A 13,292-nucleotide genomic window follows, 5' to 3' on the forward strand; every position below is an offset into this window, starting at 1 on the left:
CCCTGCTTTGGCGTATGACGGCGCGGACACGCATCCCTGCCCGAAAGGACTCGCCATGAACGCGACCACCCGCGACGACGGCTTTTTCACCGAAACCCTTGCCACGCGCGACCCCGAACTCGCCGCCGCGATGACCGCCGAACTGGGCCGTCAGCGCAAGGAGATCGAGCTGATCGCTTCGGAAAACATCGTCAGCGCGGCCGTGATGGAAGCGCAGGGCGGCGTGATGACCAACAAGTACGCCGAAGGTTATCCCGGGCGCCGCTACTACGGCGGCTGCCAGCACGTCGACGTGGCCGAGAATCTGGCCATCGACCGCGCGAAGCAGCTCTTTGGCTGCGAGTTCGCCAACGTCCAGCCCAACTCCGGCTCTCAGGCGAACCAGGGCGTGTTCCAGGCGCTGCTGAGCCCCGGCGACACCATCCTCGGGATGTCGCTTGATGCCGGTGGGCACCTGACCCACGGCGCGCGGCCCAACCAGTCGGGCAAGTGGTTCAACGCGATCCAGTACGGTGTGCGCGAACAGGATCTGGAACTGGACTACGATCAGGTCGCGGAACTCGCGGCAGAGCATCAGCCCAAGATGATCATTGCCGGTGGATCGGCCATCCCGCGCATCATCGATTTCGCGCGGATGCGCCAGATCGCCGACAGCGTCGGCGCCTACCTGCTGGTGGACATGGCGCATTTCGCGGGACTGGTGGCGGCGGGGCTCTATCCCTCGCCCTTCCCGCACGCGCATATCGCCACCACGACGACCCATAAGACCCTGCGCGGCCCGCGCGGCGGCATGATCCTGACCAATGACGAGGGAATCGCCAAGAAGGTGAACTCCGCGATCTTCCCGGGCATTCAGGGCGGTCCGCTGATGCATGTCATCGCCGGCAAGGCGGTCGCCTTCGGCGAGGCGTTGCGGCCGGAATTCAAGGCCTACCAGACGCAGGTCATCGCCAATGCGCAGGCGCTGGCGGACGAGCTGATGAAGGGCGGTCTGGACATCGTGACCGGCGGGACCGACACCCACCTGATGCTGGTCGACCTGCGCCCCAAGCACGTGAAGGGCAACGCGACAGAGGCCGCCCTTGGCCGCGCGCATATCACCTGCAACAAGAACGGCATCCCCTTCGATCCCGAAAAGCCGACGATCACCTCCGGCGTGCGTCTGGGCTCTCCCGCCGGGACGACGCGCGGCTTCACCGAGACGGAGTTCCGCCAGATCGGCCGCTGGATCACGCAGGTCGTCGACGGGCTGGCGGCGAACGGAGAGGACGGCAACGGCGAGGTGGAGGCACAGGTCCGTGCCGAGGTCGAGGCGCTCTGCGACGCCTTCCCGATCTACCCGAACCTTTAAGACCGGCCGATCGAACGGCAGGCCGCCGCGACAGCGGCGGCCTTTGCCGTTGCGCCCTCGCCTTTGCACCACCATCTGAGGTGCGGTTGCTTCAATCAAAGGCCCCGCCATGACCGACACCCCCCTGCGCATCGACATCGTGTCCGACATCGTCTGCCCGTGGTGCATCGTGGGCTACCGCCAGCTGAAGCAGGCGCTGGTCGCGACCGGCACCGCCTACGATCTGCACTGGCACCCGTTCGAGCTGAACCCGTCGATGCCGGCGGAAGGGCAGAACATGACCGAGCACATCATGGAAAAATACGGCAGCAGCCGTGCCGACAGCCAGTCCAGCCGGGATCGCCTGACGGCCCTCGGCCGCGATCTGGATTTCACCTTCGCCTTCACCGACGACAGCCGGATGCACAATACCTTCAACGCGCACCAGTTGATCCACTGGGCCGACACGTCGGGCCGCGGTCACGATCTGAAACAGGCGCTCTTCACCGCCCATTTCACCGACGGGCGCAACCTCTCCGATCCGGATGTGCTGGTCCGGATCGCCGCCGAGACCGGCCTCGATGCGGAAGAGGCGCGCGCCGTCCTGTCGGACCGGCGCTACGCCGATGCCGTGCGACAGGCAGAGCGGTTCTGGACGCAGCAGGGCATCAGCGGCGTGCCGGCGATGATCTTCGACCGCCGGCACCTCGTCACCGGAGCACAGGGGGTCGAGACCTACACGAGCATCCTCGACCAGCTGACAGGCGCCGCCGCCGCGGGCTGAGTCGTCGGTCCCCTTCTTCTCGTCGCAAATACCTCGGGGGGTCCGGGGGGCTGGCCCCCCGGCGGATCGGCTTGCCCCGCAAGCCGAAACCTTCAGATCCGGCCGTCCGACCAAAGCCGCCAGACGACCACCGCGAAGATGCAGATCGCGACGGCCGACACCGCCGCCAGCCAGCGCAGCAGCCGCGTGATGCGGTCCTGCACCGGATCGATACCGCGCAGATGCGTCTCCACCCGGTCGGCGGCCAGACCGACGGTCCTTGCGTCCACCATCCGCGCCAGCTTGGGATGGCCCTGCGCGACATCCGCCCGGACCACCGCGCGCAGGTCGCGCAACACGCCCCGCGGCAGGGCGCGGCCGACCTTGCCGGCCTGCTGTTCCAGCGTGGCGCCGCGCAGCTTCAACCGCTGCTCCAGCAGGCTGCGGATGCGCGCGGTCTTGCGGGTGAGTGTGTCAGCGGCCATACCGGGCCTCGTAACCCCGGACCGGTCCGTCCTCAAGCCCGATGACGCGGTCCCATGCACGGAAGGGCCGCCCATGCTGCAGACCATCGTTCACGGCGATCCCACCGACGCCCCGCCGCTTCTGATCGTGCACGGGCTGTTCGGCTCTGCCCGGAACTGGGGCGTGATCGCCAAGCGGCTGTCGGACACGCGGCAGGTCATCGCCGTCGATCAGCGCAACCACGGCGCCAGCCCATGGCGGGACAGCCATACCTATCCCGACATGGCCGCCGATCTGGCCGCGCTGATCGCGGATCTGGGCGGACCCGTCGACCTCCTGGGTCATTCCATGGGGGGCAAGGCCGCGATGATGCTGGCGCTGACGGACCCGGCGCCGCTGCGGCGCCTGATCGTGGCCGACATCGCACCCCTGTCCTACGACCACACGCAGGACGGCCCGCTCGATGCGATGCGCGGTGTCGACCTGACGCAGGTCACCTCGCGCAAGGACGCGCAGGCGCAGATGGATGTGGACGCGGGCACTGCCGCCTTCCTGCTGCAAAGCCTCGACCTTGCACACAAGCGCTGGGTGCTGAACCTCGACGTCCTGTCGCGCGACATGGGGGCCATCGTCGGATGGCCCGCACCCGAGGGCCGCTTCGACAAGCCCACCCTCTTTCTGCGGGGCGAAACGTCGCGCTATGTGCCGGACAGCGCCCTGCCCGCGATCCGCAGGCAGTTCCCCGCGATGCAGGTCGAGACGGTGGAGGGCGCCGGCCACTGGCTGCACGCGGACCAGCCGCGCGCGGTCGAGGCCGCGGTGCGCCGCTTTCTGGACGCCCCCGCGTGAAGAAGGCCGGGATCCTTCATGCAGAGCTGTCGCGCTGCGTCGCGTCGCTGGGCCACGGCGACCTTCTGGTGATCGGCGACGCGGGCCTGCCGGTGCCGCCGGGGGTGCCCTGCATCGATCTTGCGGTCACGCATGGGGTCCCCACCTTCGCGCAGGTCATCTCTGCCGTCCTGTCAGAGATGCAGGTGGAAACCTGCGTCATGGCCACCCAGGCCGGTCCGGCGCTGCTGGCTCTCGCCCCGCTGCCGCCGCGACGGGTGGACCACGCGGACTTCAAGATCGCCTGCCGGTCCGCCCGGGCCGTCGTCCGCACCGGAGAGGTCACGCCCTTCGCCAACATCGGCCTCTACGCGGGCGTAACGTTCTAGACAACCTGCGATGTCAGAAGGGCGGCAAGGCCGACGCCGCCCATCAGCGTCATCAAGATGTCGGGACGGCTTTGCACCGCATGTCGCTTTGGGGCGGATGTCCTTGAAAGCAGCGCCGGTGACGATCCGTCGGCCGGCGGAACGATTGTCACAGGACATGCGTTCACCCTGCGTCGCCGGTGCACGGCACCGGGCGACAACCACCGTGCCAGGACCCCGGTCGCGGGTCTTGCGCGCCAGATCAAAGGTCTTCCGTTTCATGTTCACTGTCCGCACCATCGTGATCGTCGTCATCGCCGGCATCATCGGCACGATCGCCAATTCCATCGTCATCAACATCATGGCCGGTGCGCCGGTCATGCCGCTGATCCTGTCCTTCGGACGCAATGCGGTGGCGATCATCGTGGCGCTGCTGCTGATCCCGATCTTCGCCCGTGGCGCCGGCGTCACCGCCTGGCTGACCGCCCTCGTGGCGCTGACCGTCATTCCCTCGCTGCTGGCCCGGTTCGTCTTCGGGGCCGACGCGCCGTGGTCCTTCATCCTGACGGTGAACTTTGTCTACGCCGTCGTGGCGACGCTGATCTACGCGGTGTCCTACCGCCGCGCCTGACCCTGCGGGTATCGTGTCGCCGCGGGACCCGGCGGCGCACGACCCTTTACGGCCCGCCCGGCAAATCCTATATGATCAGTCAGGATTAGACGGGGAATGACCATGACTGACCAGACTGCACCGATGGAAGGCACGCCACTGATCGCGCCATCGAGCACGGACCATCCCCTGCACGAAAAGATCGTCGAGGCCTGCCGCACGGTCTATGACCCTGAAATTCCGGTCAATATCTACGATCTGGGCCTGATCTACACGATCGCCATCGACGACGACAGCGCGGTGAAGGTCGTGATGACCCTGACCGCCCCCGGCTGCCCGGTCGCGGGAGAGATGCCGGGATGGGTCGCCGATGCCATCGAACCCCTGCCCGGCGTCAAGCACGTCGACGTCGAGATGACCTTCGAGCCGCAGTGGGGCATGGACATGATGAGCGACGAAGCGCGACTCGAGCTCGGTTTCATGTAGCCTTTCGCGCGGGACGCCTTATGTCCCGCGTCATGTTGACACACCGCACCCCCCTTCGCCTGCTGCTCGTCCTGCTGTTGCTTCCGTTTCAGGTCGCGGCGCAAGAGGATGTCTTCGCCCTCGACAAGCTGAACACCGGCCTGACCGCCCCCGGCCCCGCGGTGGAGCGGAACACCCCGCAGGCGGCGATGGAGGCGTTCATCGACCTGACGAACGACGGGGATTTCGCCGCCGCGGCGCATCTGCTGGACCTCAACGACATTCCCGTGCCGACCCAGTCCCATGTCGGGCCCCTGCTGGCGCGGCAACTGGCCATCATCATCGACCGCAAGATCGTCGTCGACTGGCAGGACCTGCTGGAACGGCCCGACGCGATGGTCACCAGTGGCGATGGCGCGATGGTCGGCCAGCCGCAGAAAAGCGTCCTGATCGGCTATCTGGAGCGGGACGACCGCATCACCGCCGTACGCCTCGACCGGGTGCAGGTGGGCGAGGACGATCCGGTCTGGATCTTCTCGCGCGGTACGGTGGACAACATTCCGGCGCTCTACAACCTCTACGGCCCCAGCCGGCTGGAGGAGATGCTGCCCGCCCCCCTGCGCCGCCCCGCTTTCTGGGGCATGCAGTGGTGGGAGGTTCTCGGCCTGCCGCTGATCGCGCTGGTCACGGGCCTCGTGGCGCTGCTTACGTAGCGCGGCACGAACATGATCGCCCGCCACCAGCCCTCGGCGCTGGTCAGCGAGTTGATCCGCGCGACGCGGGTGCCGCTGACGCTGGCGATCCTCGCCTTCACCCTGTCGCTGACGACCTCGCAGGTGCTCGTCGTGTCGGGGATCGTCGACGCGATCACGGCGCCGCTGACCGTGATCCTGTTCATCGTGGCCGCCATGATCCTTGCGATCAACGTGATCGACGCCGTGCTGCAGCGTCTGACCGGCACCACGGACGTCGAGGATCTCGCCTCGCCGGAGTTCGGCGACCAGCGGGCGCGGGCCACGACCATCGCCGCCCTGCGCCGCATGGCGATCGTGCTGGCGATCATCGTGGGCGCGGGGCTGGTGCTGACCTCGACCCCGACCTTCAGCGGGGCGGGCCTGTCGGTGCTGGCCGGCGCCGGCGGTATCGCGCTGGTCCTGGGCTTCGCTGCCCGAGAGGTGCTGGGCAACATCATGGCCTCGATGCAGATCTCGCTGAACCGGTCCGCCAAGGTCGGCGACCAGCTGATCTACGACGGCAACCTCTGCACGGTCGAGCGGATCCATTTCACCTTCGTGCAGCTGAAGGTCTGGGACGACACCCGGCTGATCGTGCCGGTCTCCAAGTTCGTGTCCGACAGCTTCATCAACCGCAGCACGCGAACCTACGGCATGATCCGCAACGCGACGCTGATCTTCGCGCCCCGGATCGACGTGGGCCGTCTGCGCGACCATTTCCACGACTGGTGCGCGCAGGACGACCGCGTCGACGGCGACAAGGACGACATCGGCTGCGTGGTGACGGATCAGGGCGACAGCGGCATCCACGTCCGCTTTGCCGCGCCGGTCAAGGATCCGACCGTGGGCTGGGACTTCGAGTGCGACATGCGCGAGGAGATGGTCCGTTTCGCCGCCACCCTCGCCGACGAGGACGGGACCGAATACCTGCCCCACATGGGCAGCGGCACGGCGGCGGATGCGGGACCGGGCGCCCCCGGCTGACCCCCTTGAGGTCGTGGCGCCCTGCCCTTACATTGGACCTGTCACCTTGAAAGGACATCCCATGTTCGGCATCCCCGGCAAGCAGGCGGTCAGCATCACCCCGAAGGCCGCAGCGCAGATCGCGAAACTGATGGCCCGCGACGGGCATCAGGGGTTGCGCGTGGGCGTCAAGAAGGGCGGCTGCGCGGGCATGGAATACACCATGGACTACGTGACCGACGTGAACCCGCTGGACGAGGTCGTCGAGGCCGACGGCGCCCGCGTGATGATCGCGCCGATGGCGCAGATGTTTCTCTTCGGAACGGAAATCGACTACGAGACGACCCTGCTGGAAAGCGGCTTCAAGTTCCGCAACCCCAATGTGGTCGACGCCTGCGGCTGCGGCGAATCGATCAAGTTCGACGAGAAGATCTCCGCGAGCTGATCCGCGCGCGGCGCCGCTCCCTCTCTGTCTTTCAAATATCCCCGCCGGAGGCAGGCCGCTTCAGCGGCCTTTCTGCAGGTGGACGTAGGTCTGGTCGAACCGCGCCTGCAGATGGTCGATCGCCGGAATTGGCGCGGCCCCGGCGGGTGCCACGTTCGCGTCGTGATCGGGGTTGAAGAACAGCGGGACCGAAATCCGCTCGTCATCGCCGCCGGTGACGCGGTGCGGTGTGGCGACGATCCGGCCCGCGGTCCAGATCTCCAGCATTTCGCCGAAATTGATGACGAATTCACCGGGTGGGGCTGACAGCGGCGTCCAGTCACCGCCGCGGCGGCGCACCTCCAGCCCCGGCGTGCCATCGGTGGCAAGCAACGTCAGGCAACCGTAGTCCGTATGGGTCGCGATGCCGAAATCCCGCGCGCCCGCCCCGGCGGGCCGGGCGGGATAGAAGTTGCCGCGCAGCAGCGCCATGGGCCGGGTGAATCGGTCGGCGAAGAAGCCGCCGTTCTCGCCCACCGCATCCAGCAGGGCGACCAGCAGATCGCGGGCAAAGGCGGTGGCATCCGCGTAATAGGCCTGCAGCGTCTCGGCGAAGCCCGGCGGCCGGTCGGGCCAGAGGTTCGGCGCATAGGCGGGCAGCCGGGTCAGGGGGTCGTCCGGCGGCAGGGTCAGGCCGCAGTCGTAGACCTGCTTGTAGTCGGGGTTCGCGTCGGGGTTCACCTGTTCCGACCCCGGCGCCCCCCAGCCGCGGTTCGATCCGGTGCGCGCCATGTCCCAGCGGGCCTTTTCCGCAGCGGGCAAGGCAAAGAAGGCGCGGTAGGCCGCGATCACCTCTTTCACACGGGCGGCGGACAGGGGTGTGTCGTGGACGGTCAGGAAGCCGATCTCTGCCGCGCCCAGACGGGCGGCCGTGCGGGCCGCCGCATGGTCGGCGTGGCCGGCATCCAGCAGGGCCGCGGCGCTGATCCGCGGAATGGCGGGCTGCGAGGTCTGGGTCATGATACGCCGGGCCTTTCGATCCGTTCACGCAGTTGCTACCAAAGTGGCACGCAAACGCAAAGGATGGATCATGCGCCGCAAACTCGCCGCCGGGAACTGGAAGATGAACGGGACCACCGATGCGCTGGTGCAGGTCAAGGCGCTGACCGACGCCCATCCGGACCCCGACGTCGATCTGCTGCTGTGCCCGCCCGCCACGCTGATCGCGCAGATGGCCTGGGCGCGCGGCACCCATGCGCTGCAGATCGGCGGTCAGGACTGCCACGCGGCGGACAGCGGTGCGCATACGGGCGACATCGCCGCCGCGATGCTGAAGGACGCGGGCGCCAGCCACGTCATCGTCGGCCATTCCGAACGCCGCGCCGATCACGGCGAGACGGATGCGGATGTCGCCGCCAAGGCCGCGGCCGCACACGCGGCGGGCCTGATCGCCGTCATCTGCGTCGGAGAGACATTGACCCAGCGCGACGCGGGCGAGGCGCTGCAGGTCGTCACGACGCAGTTGAAGGGCTCCTTGCCCGAGGGGGCGACGGCAGCCAACACGGTGCTTGCCTACGAACCGGTCTGGGCGATCGGCACCGGCCGCGTGCCCACGACCGACCAGATCGGAGAGGTCCACGGCAGCCTGCGCGGCACCCTGCGCGACCTGATGCGCGAGGCGGAGGGGGTGCGAATCCTCTACGGCGGATCGGTGAAGGGATCGAACGCGGCCGAAATCTTTTCGGTCGCGGACGTGGACGGGGCGCTGGTGGGCGGCGCCAGCCTGACCGCCGCCGATTTCGGCCCGATCATCACGGCGCTGGAAAACGCCTGATCCCCGCCCGCCGCCATGCGTGGCGGGCACCGCTCACTCTGCCGGCGTGTCCTGCGGCTTGTTGACGTTCAGCCCGCGCATCAGCAGGCGCGTGATACGTGCACGGCCCCCTTCGATCACGGAAAACAGCGAGGGGATGAAGATCAACGACAGCAGGGTCGACAGCAGCAGCCCGCCGATCACCGCCACGGCCATGGGCGAGCGGAACTCGCCCCCCGCGCCGAAGGCCAGTGCCGAAGGCAGCATCCCGGCGGCCATGGCGATGGTGGTCATCACGATGGGCCGCGCACGCTTGTGGCCGGCGTCGATCATCGCCTCGGTCCGGGTGGCGCCGTGCTGCATCGCCTCGACGGCGAATTCGACCAGCATGATCGCGTTCTTGGTCACGATCCCCATCAGCATCAGGAAGCCGATCATGACCGACAGGCCGATCGCGGACCCGGTCAGGTACAGCGCGAGGATCGCGCCGCCGATGGCCAGCGGCAGCGACATCAGGATGGTGAAGGGCGTCACGAAGCTGCCGAAGAGCAGCACCAGCACGACGTAGACCAGCAGGATGCCCGCCCCCATCGCCGTCCCGAAGGAGGCGAAGACCTCGCCCTGGATTTCGGCGTCGCCGGTGGGCTGGACGCGGGCGCCTTCCGGCAGGTCCGGTCCGGCGGCGGGCAGCGCGAAGATCGCCGTCGTGGCCTGCCCCAGCACGGCACCGTCGGCAAGGTCCGCCTGCAGGGTGATGCGGGTTTCGCGGTCGTAGCGTTCGATGGACGACGGCCCGTTGGCCAGCGTGACGTTCGCCACCACCGACAGCGGCACCGGCGTGCCCGCCTGCGTCGGGATGCGCTGGCTGGCCAGCAGGTCGAGGTTGCGGCGGTTGTCCTCTGCGACCCGCACGACGATGGGAATCTGGCGCCCGTCGGCGGTACTGAACTTGGCGAGGTTCGCGTCGTTGTCACCGATGGTCAGCACCCGGATGGTCGAGGCGAGGTCGGAGGCGGTGACGCCGAGTTCCGCCGCGATCTGCGGCTTTGGCGTGATCCGCAGTTCCGGACGTTCGAGGCTGGCGGCGTTGGTCACATTCTTGATCGTGCTGACATCCGACATGCCCTGCGCCAGTTGCTGGGCCGCTTCGGTCACCGTGTCCAGATCGTCGCCGAGGACGGCGACGTTCACCGCCCGTTCGCCGTTGCCCGCAAGCATGTTCACCCGCGCGTCGGGCAGGTCGGCAAGGCGGACGACGAGGTCGTCCTCGATATCGAACTGGCTGCGGTCGCGGCTGTCCTTGGGGCCAAGCGTCACGGTCACGGTCGCCTTGGCCACGTTGCCGCCGGCGCCCCCCTGCACGAGGACGTTCTGCACCTCGGGAATGTCCTGCGCGCGGGCGGCGATGATGTTGGTCAGCGCGCGGGTTTCGTCCAGCGTGGCGCCGGGCGGCAGTTCGACGCTGACCCGCAGGCGCCCTTCGTCCGCCTCGGGGATGAATTCCGACGGCAGCAGGGTCGCGGAGTAGATCGAGCCCGCGAAGATGCCCAGACCTAGGATCATCGTGATCAGCCGGTGGTGCAGCGTCCAGCCCAGCACGCGCAGATAGGCGCGCATGACGAAGCCGTCCTTTTCCTCGTGCGTGACGCTGTCCTTGAGGATGTAGGCCGCCATCAGCGGCGTGATCATCCGCGCCACCAGTAGCGAAAACAGCACGGCGACCGCGACGGTCAGGCCGAACTGCTTGAAATACTGGCCCGCGATTCCGGACATGAAGCTGACGGGGGCGAAGACCGCGACGATGGTGAAGCTGATCGCGATGACGGTCAGGCCGATCTCGGACGCGGCTTCCTCCGTCGCCTCGTAGGCGGGCTTGCCCATGTTGATGTGGCGGACGATGTTCTCGATTTCCACGATGGCGTCGTCGACGAGGATGCCTGTCACCAGCGTGATACCCAGCAGCGACACGGTGTTGAGCGAGAAGCCCAGCGCCTGCATGACGAAGAAGGTCGGGATGATCGAAAGTGGCAAGGCGACGGCGGTGATCGCCGTGGCACGCCAGTTCTTGAGGAACAGGAACACCACGATGATGGCGAGTGCCGCCCCTTCGTAAAGCGTCTCCATCGCGGAGTGGTAGTTGCCTTCGGTATAGTCGGTGGCGTCGTCGATCAGGGTGATCTCGACCTCCGGATAGGCGGTCCGCACCTCTGCCAGCCGGTCGCGGACCCGTTCGGCCACGGACAGGTCCGACGCGCCGGTGGCGCGGAACACGCCGAAGGCCACGACGGGCTGTCCGTCCAGCGTGGCGAAGTCCCGCGCCTCTGACGGGCCGTCGATGATGTCGCCCACGTCGGACAGGCGGATCGTGCGGCCATCGGGCATCGCCAGCGGCGTCGCGGCCAGTTCCTCGACCGTCGTGGCACCGCCCAGCGTGCGCAGGGAAAATTCCTGCCCCGCCAGATCGCCGCGGCCGGCCCCCTGGTTGATGTTGGTAGCCGCCAGCTGACGGCTGATCGACGCGGCAGAGATGCCGAAGGCCAACAGGCGTTCCGGGTCCAGTTCGACCTTGATCTCGCGGTCGGCGCCGCCGAGACGTTCGATCTTGCCGAGTCCCGCGATGCCCTGCAGTTCGCGGTTCAACACCTCGTCCACGAAGTAGGACAGATCCTCTATGCTGCGGGTGCGGTCGGACACGGCGTAGGTCATGATCGCCTGCCCGGTCACGTCCAGACGCTGCACCAGCGGTTCGGTGATGCTGTCGGGCAGCGACGCGCGGGCGCGGGTCACGGCGTCCTTCACGTCGTTCAGGGCGCGGTCGCTGTCCGTGGACAGTTCGAATTCCACCGTGGTCTGGCTGCTGCTGTCGGTCGCGACAGAGGTGATGTGCTTGACCCCGGTGATCGAGGAGATGCTGTCCTCGATCGGCTTGGTGACCTGTGTGATGAGCTCTGACGGGGCGGCGCCGGGCTGGCCGACGGCGACGGTGATGATCGGCACGTCGATGTTGGGGAACTGGGTGACGGGCAAGGAGCGGAAGGAGAAGAGGCCGACCAGCACCAGCACGAGGAAGAAGGCGATCGGCGGCACCGGGTGCCGGATCGCCCATGTGGACATGTTCATTCGGTCGCCTCCGCCGCGGCCTGCGTATCGGGCCCGATGGCCGCCGGGCTGTCGGCGGGGGGCACCGGCGTCACCTTGTCACCGGTGCGGAAGAATGCGCCGGCGCGCAGCAGCACCGTGTCGCCGGCGGACAGGCCCGCCGTGATTTCCCGCACCCCCCCGGAGACGACGCCAAGCTGCACCTCGGTCTGCTGGATGGTGCCGTCGACGACCTTCTGCACGGTGCTGACGTCGCCACTGGTCGTCACGGCAGAGACCGGCACGGTCAGGGCGTTGCGCTGCGCCGTGCGGATGTCGGCGCTGGCAAAGATGCCGACGCGGAGCCCCTCCTGATCCTTGATGCTGACGCGGACGGTGCCCAGACGGCTGACCGGATCGACCTGCGGGCTGATCCGGCGCACGGTGCCGTCGCGCGGCGGCAGGCCCGCCACGCGGATGCTGACCGGGTCGCCGACGCTGACCTTGACGAGGTCGGTCTCCACGATCTCCAGCTCTGCCTCGATCTGGCCGTCGCGGATCATGTCGAACATTGCCATGCCCGCGCTGGACAGGTCGCCCAGCCGGGCGGTGCGGTCGGCGATGATGCCGTCCACGGGCGCCTTGACCGTCGCCCACGACAGGTTCAGCGCGGCGATGTCGCGGGCCGCCTCGGCCTGCGCCACCTGCGCCCGGGCGGCGGCGACCGCGGCCTCTGCCGTCTTGACGGCGGCGTTGGCGCTGTCGGACGCGGCCTGCGCCTGATCCAGCGCCGATTGCGACACGGCCCCGTCGCTGCGCAGCTGTCGCGACCGGTCGAGCGCGCTGGTCGTCTGTGTCGCGTTGGCGGTGGCAGAGGCGACCTGCCCTTCGGCCTGCGCGATGGCGGCTTCGGCGGCGGCGCGGTTGGCGTCGGCCTGCTGCAGCTGCGCGGTCAGGGTCTGGTCGTTCAGCTGGGCCAGCGTGTCGCCCGCCTCGACCGTGTCGCCCACGTCCACGAGAAGGCTCACGATCTCGGCCCCCGACACCCGGGCGGAGACGACGACGTCCTCTCTTGCCAGCAGCCCGCCGGAGGCGCTGACGACCTGCGTCACTTCGGTCATCGTGGCCGGCACGACGGTGACGCTGGGCGCCGTCACGCTGGCGGGCGCCTCGGTCGCGGCTGCGGCTGCGGCCTCTTGCGCGGCGACGGCACCGGGCAGACCCGCCGCGCAGAGGGCGAGGATCAGCCCGGTCACGGTCGTGCGCCGGATATGGCGGACAAAGACGGTCGGTGTCATGTTGGCAAGCCCTTGATGTGACGCAGCCGCGGCCCGGGACGCTGCAGGGGGGTGCGGACCTGTCGCACGCCACCCCGGATCCCGCGCACGACGGCGCCTGAATTTCCAAGATGGAACTCTGACAGGCCGCTGACAAGATGTCACCCCGCAACC

At 68.2% G+C, this 13,292-nt stretch carries 14 protein-coding genes; 10 read left to right on the plus strand and 4 right to left on the minus strand.

The window, feature by feature from the left end; all coding sequences use genetic code 11:
• Positions 1-55: 55 nt before the first annotated feature.
• Positions 56-1,351: a serine hydroxymethyltransferase gene (glyA, locus tag BUA54_RS12040; RefSeq protein ID WP_072857502.1), complete on the plus strand. Its 1,296-nt coding sequence runs from the start codon at positions 56-58 to the stop codon at positions 1,349-1,351.
• Positions 1,352-1,460: 109 nt separating this feature from the next.
• Positions 1,461-2,114 (plus strand): DsbA family oxidoreductase, encoded by a 654-nt coding sequence (locus tag BUA54_RS12045; protein ID WP_072857503.1) that lies wholly within the window; start codon positions 1,461-1,463, stop codon positions 2,112-2,114.
• A gap of 92 nt (positions 2,115-2,206) precedes the next feature.
• Here the strand turns inward: BUA54_RS12045 and BUA54_RS12050 are convergent, their stop codons facing one another.
• On the minus strand, positions 2,207-2,578 hold the full coding sequence (locus BUA54_RS12050) for a hypothetical protein (protein WP_072857504.1): 372 nt from the start codon (positions 2,576-2,578) through the stop codon (positions 2,207-2,209).
• Positions 2,579-2,651: 73 nt separating this feature from the next.
• Here BUA54_RS12050 and BUA54_RS12055 point away from each other — a divergent pair, with 73 nt between their 5' ends.
• The 7 genes from BUA54_RS12055 to BUA54_RS12085 all read left to right on the plus strand — a co-directional run bounded on the left by BUA54_RS12055 (position 2,652) and on the right by BUA54_RS12085 (position 6,971).
• On the plus strand, positions 2,652-3,407 hold the full coding sequence (locus BUA54_RS12055) for an alpha/beta fold hydrolase (protein WP_072857505.1): 756 nt from the start codon (positions 2,652-2,654) through the stop codon (positions 3,405-3,407).
• Positions 3,404-3,775 (plus strand): D-ribose pyranase, encoded by a 372-nt coding sequence (gene rbsD / locus BUA54_RS12060; RefSeq protein ID WP_072857506.1) that lies wholly within the window; start codon positions 3,404-3,406, stop codon positions 3,773-3,775. Before BUA54_RS12055 ends, rbsD begins: the two co-directional genes overlap by 4 nt.
• A 259-nt stretch (positions 3,776-4,034) precedes the next feature.
• The gene (locus tag BUA54_RS12065; RefSeq protein ID WP_072857507.1) at positions 4,035-4,385 is read left to right on the plus strand and encodes a hypothetical protein; all 351 of its coding nucleotides are present in this window, start codon (positions 4,035-4,037) and stop codon (positions 4,383-4,385) included.
• Between the two features lie 102 nt (positions 4,386-4,487).
• Positions 4,488-4,850 carry an SUF system Fe-S cluster assembly protein gene (locus BUA54_RS12070; protein WP_072857654.1) on the plus strand — a complete coding sequence of 121 codons (363 nt, stop codon included), beginning with the start codon at positions 4,488-4,490 and terminating at the stop codon, positions 4,848-4,850.
• 20 nt (positions 4,851-4,870) lie between these two features.
• The gene (locus tag BUA54_RS12075; RefSeq protein WP_072857508.1) at positions 4,871-5,542 is read left to right on the plus strand and encodes a hypothetical protein; all 672 of its coding nucleotides are present in this window, start codon (positions 4,871-4,873) and stop codon (positions 5,540-5,542) included.
• A gap of 12 nt (positions 5,543-5,554) precedes the next feature.
• Positions 5,555-6,547: a mechanosensitive ion channel family protein gene (locus BUA54_RS12080; RefSeq protein WP_072857509.1), complete on the plus strand. Its 993-nt coding sequence runs from the start codon at positions 5,555-5,557 to the stop codon at positions 6,545-6,547.
• Between the two features lie 61 nt (positions 6,548-6,608).
• A complete protein-coding gene (locus tag BUA54_RS12085; RefSeq protein WP_072857510.1) occupies positions 6,609-6,971 on the plus strand; it encodes a HesB/IscA family protein in 363 nt (120 codons plus the stop codon).
• A 60-nt stretch (positions 6,972-7,031) separates the two neighbouring features.
• Here BUA54_RS12085 and BUA54_RS12090 read toward each other — a convergent pair whose 3' ends face one another.
• Positions 7,032-7,970, minus strand: a complete 939-nt coding sequence (locus BUA54_RS12090; RefSeq protein ID WP_072857511.1) for an isopenicillin N synthase family dioxygenase — start codon at positions 7,968-7,970, stop codon at positions 7,032-7,034.
• A 70-nt stretch (positions 7,971-8,040) separates the two neighbouring features.
• On the opposite strand from BUA54_RS12090, the gene tpiA reads away from it, so the two are divergent.
• Positions 8,041-8,784, plus strand: a complete 744-nt coding sequence (tpiA, locus tag BUA54_RS12095) for a triose-phosphate isomerase (RefSeq protein WP_072857512.1) — start codon at positions 8,041-8,043, stop codon at positions 8,782-8,784.
• A gap of 33 nt (positions 8,785-8,817) precedes the next feature.
• Here tpiA and BUA54_RS12100 read toward each other — a convergent pair whose 3' ends face one another.
• Positions 8,818-11,883 (minus strand): efflux RND transporter permease subunit, encoded by a 3,066-nt coding sequence (locus BUA54_RS12100; protein ID WP_072857513.1) that lies wholly within the window; start codon positions 11,881-11,883, stop codon positions 8,818-8,820.
• On the minus strand, positions 11,880-13,139 hold the full coding sequence (locus BUA54_RS12105) for an efflux RND transporter periplasmic adaptor subunit (RefSeq protein WP_072857514.1): 1,260 nt from the start codon (positions 13,137-13,139) through the stop codon (positions 11,880-11,882). Before BUA54_RS12105 ends, BUA54_RS12100 begins: the two co-directional genes overlap by 4 nt.
• Positions 13,140-13,292 lie beyond the last annotated feature (153 nt).

Origin of the sequence: Loktanella atrilutea (assembly GCF_900128995.1) — a bacterium.
Lineage (GTDB): Bacteria > Pseudomonadota > Alphaproteobacteria > Rhodobacterales > Rhodobacteraceae > Loktanella > Loktanella atrilutea.

Coding starts and splice junctions, on each gene's coding strand:
- BUA54_RS12065 (WP_072857507.1), top strand. CDS start 4,035: ATGTTCACTGTCCGCACCATCGTGATCGTCGTCATCGCCGGCATCATC.
- BUA54_RS12070 (WP_072857654.1), top strand. CDS start 4,488: ATGACTGACCAGACTGCACCGATGGAAGGCACGCCACTGATCGCGCCA.
- BUA54_RS12055 (WP_072857505.1), top strand. CDS start 2,652: ATGCTGCAGACCATCGTTCACGGCGATCCCACCGACGCCCCGCCGCTT.
- BUA54_RS12080 (WP_072857509.1), top strand. CDS start 5,555: ATGATCGCCCGCCACCAGCCCTCGGCGCTGGTCAGCGAGTTGATCCGC.
- BUA54_RS12075 (WP_072857508.1), top strand. CDS start 4,871: ATGTCCCGCGTCATGTTGACACACCGCACCCCCCTTCGCCTGCTGCTC.
- BUA54_RS12085 (WP_072857510.1), top strand. CDS start 6,609: ATGTTCGGCATCCCCGGCAAGCAGGCGGTCAGCATCACCCCGAAGGCC.
- BUA54_RS12045 (WP_072857503.1), top strand. CDS start 1,461: ATGACCGACACCCCCCTGCGCATCGACATCGTGTCCGACATCGTCTGC.
- BUA54_RS12105 (WP_072857514.1), bottom strand. CDS start 13,139: ATGACACCGACCGTCTTTGTCCGCCATATCCGGCGCACGACCGTGACC.
- BUA54_RS12050 (WP_072857504.1), bottom strand. CDS start 2,578: ATGGCCGCTGACACACTCACCCGCAAGACCGCGCGCATCCGCAGCCTG.
- tpiA (WP_072857512.1), top strand. CDS start 8,041: ATGCGCCGCAAACTCGCCGCCGGGAACTGGAAGATGAACGGGACCACC.
- glyA (WP_072857502.1), top strand. CDS start 56: ATGAACGCGACCACCCGCGACGACGGCTTTTTCACCGAAACCCTTGCC.
- BUA54_RS12090 (WP_072857511.1), bottom strand. CDS start 7,970: ATGACCCAGACCTCGCAGCCCGCCATTCCGCGGATCAGCGCCGCGGCC.
- BUA54_RS12100 (WP_072857513.1), bottom strand. CDS start 11,883: ATGAACATGTCCACATGGGCGATCCGGCACCCGGTGCCGCCGATCGCC.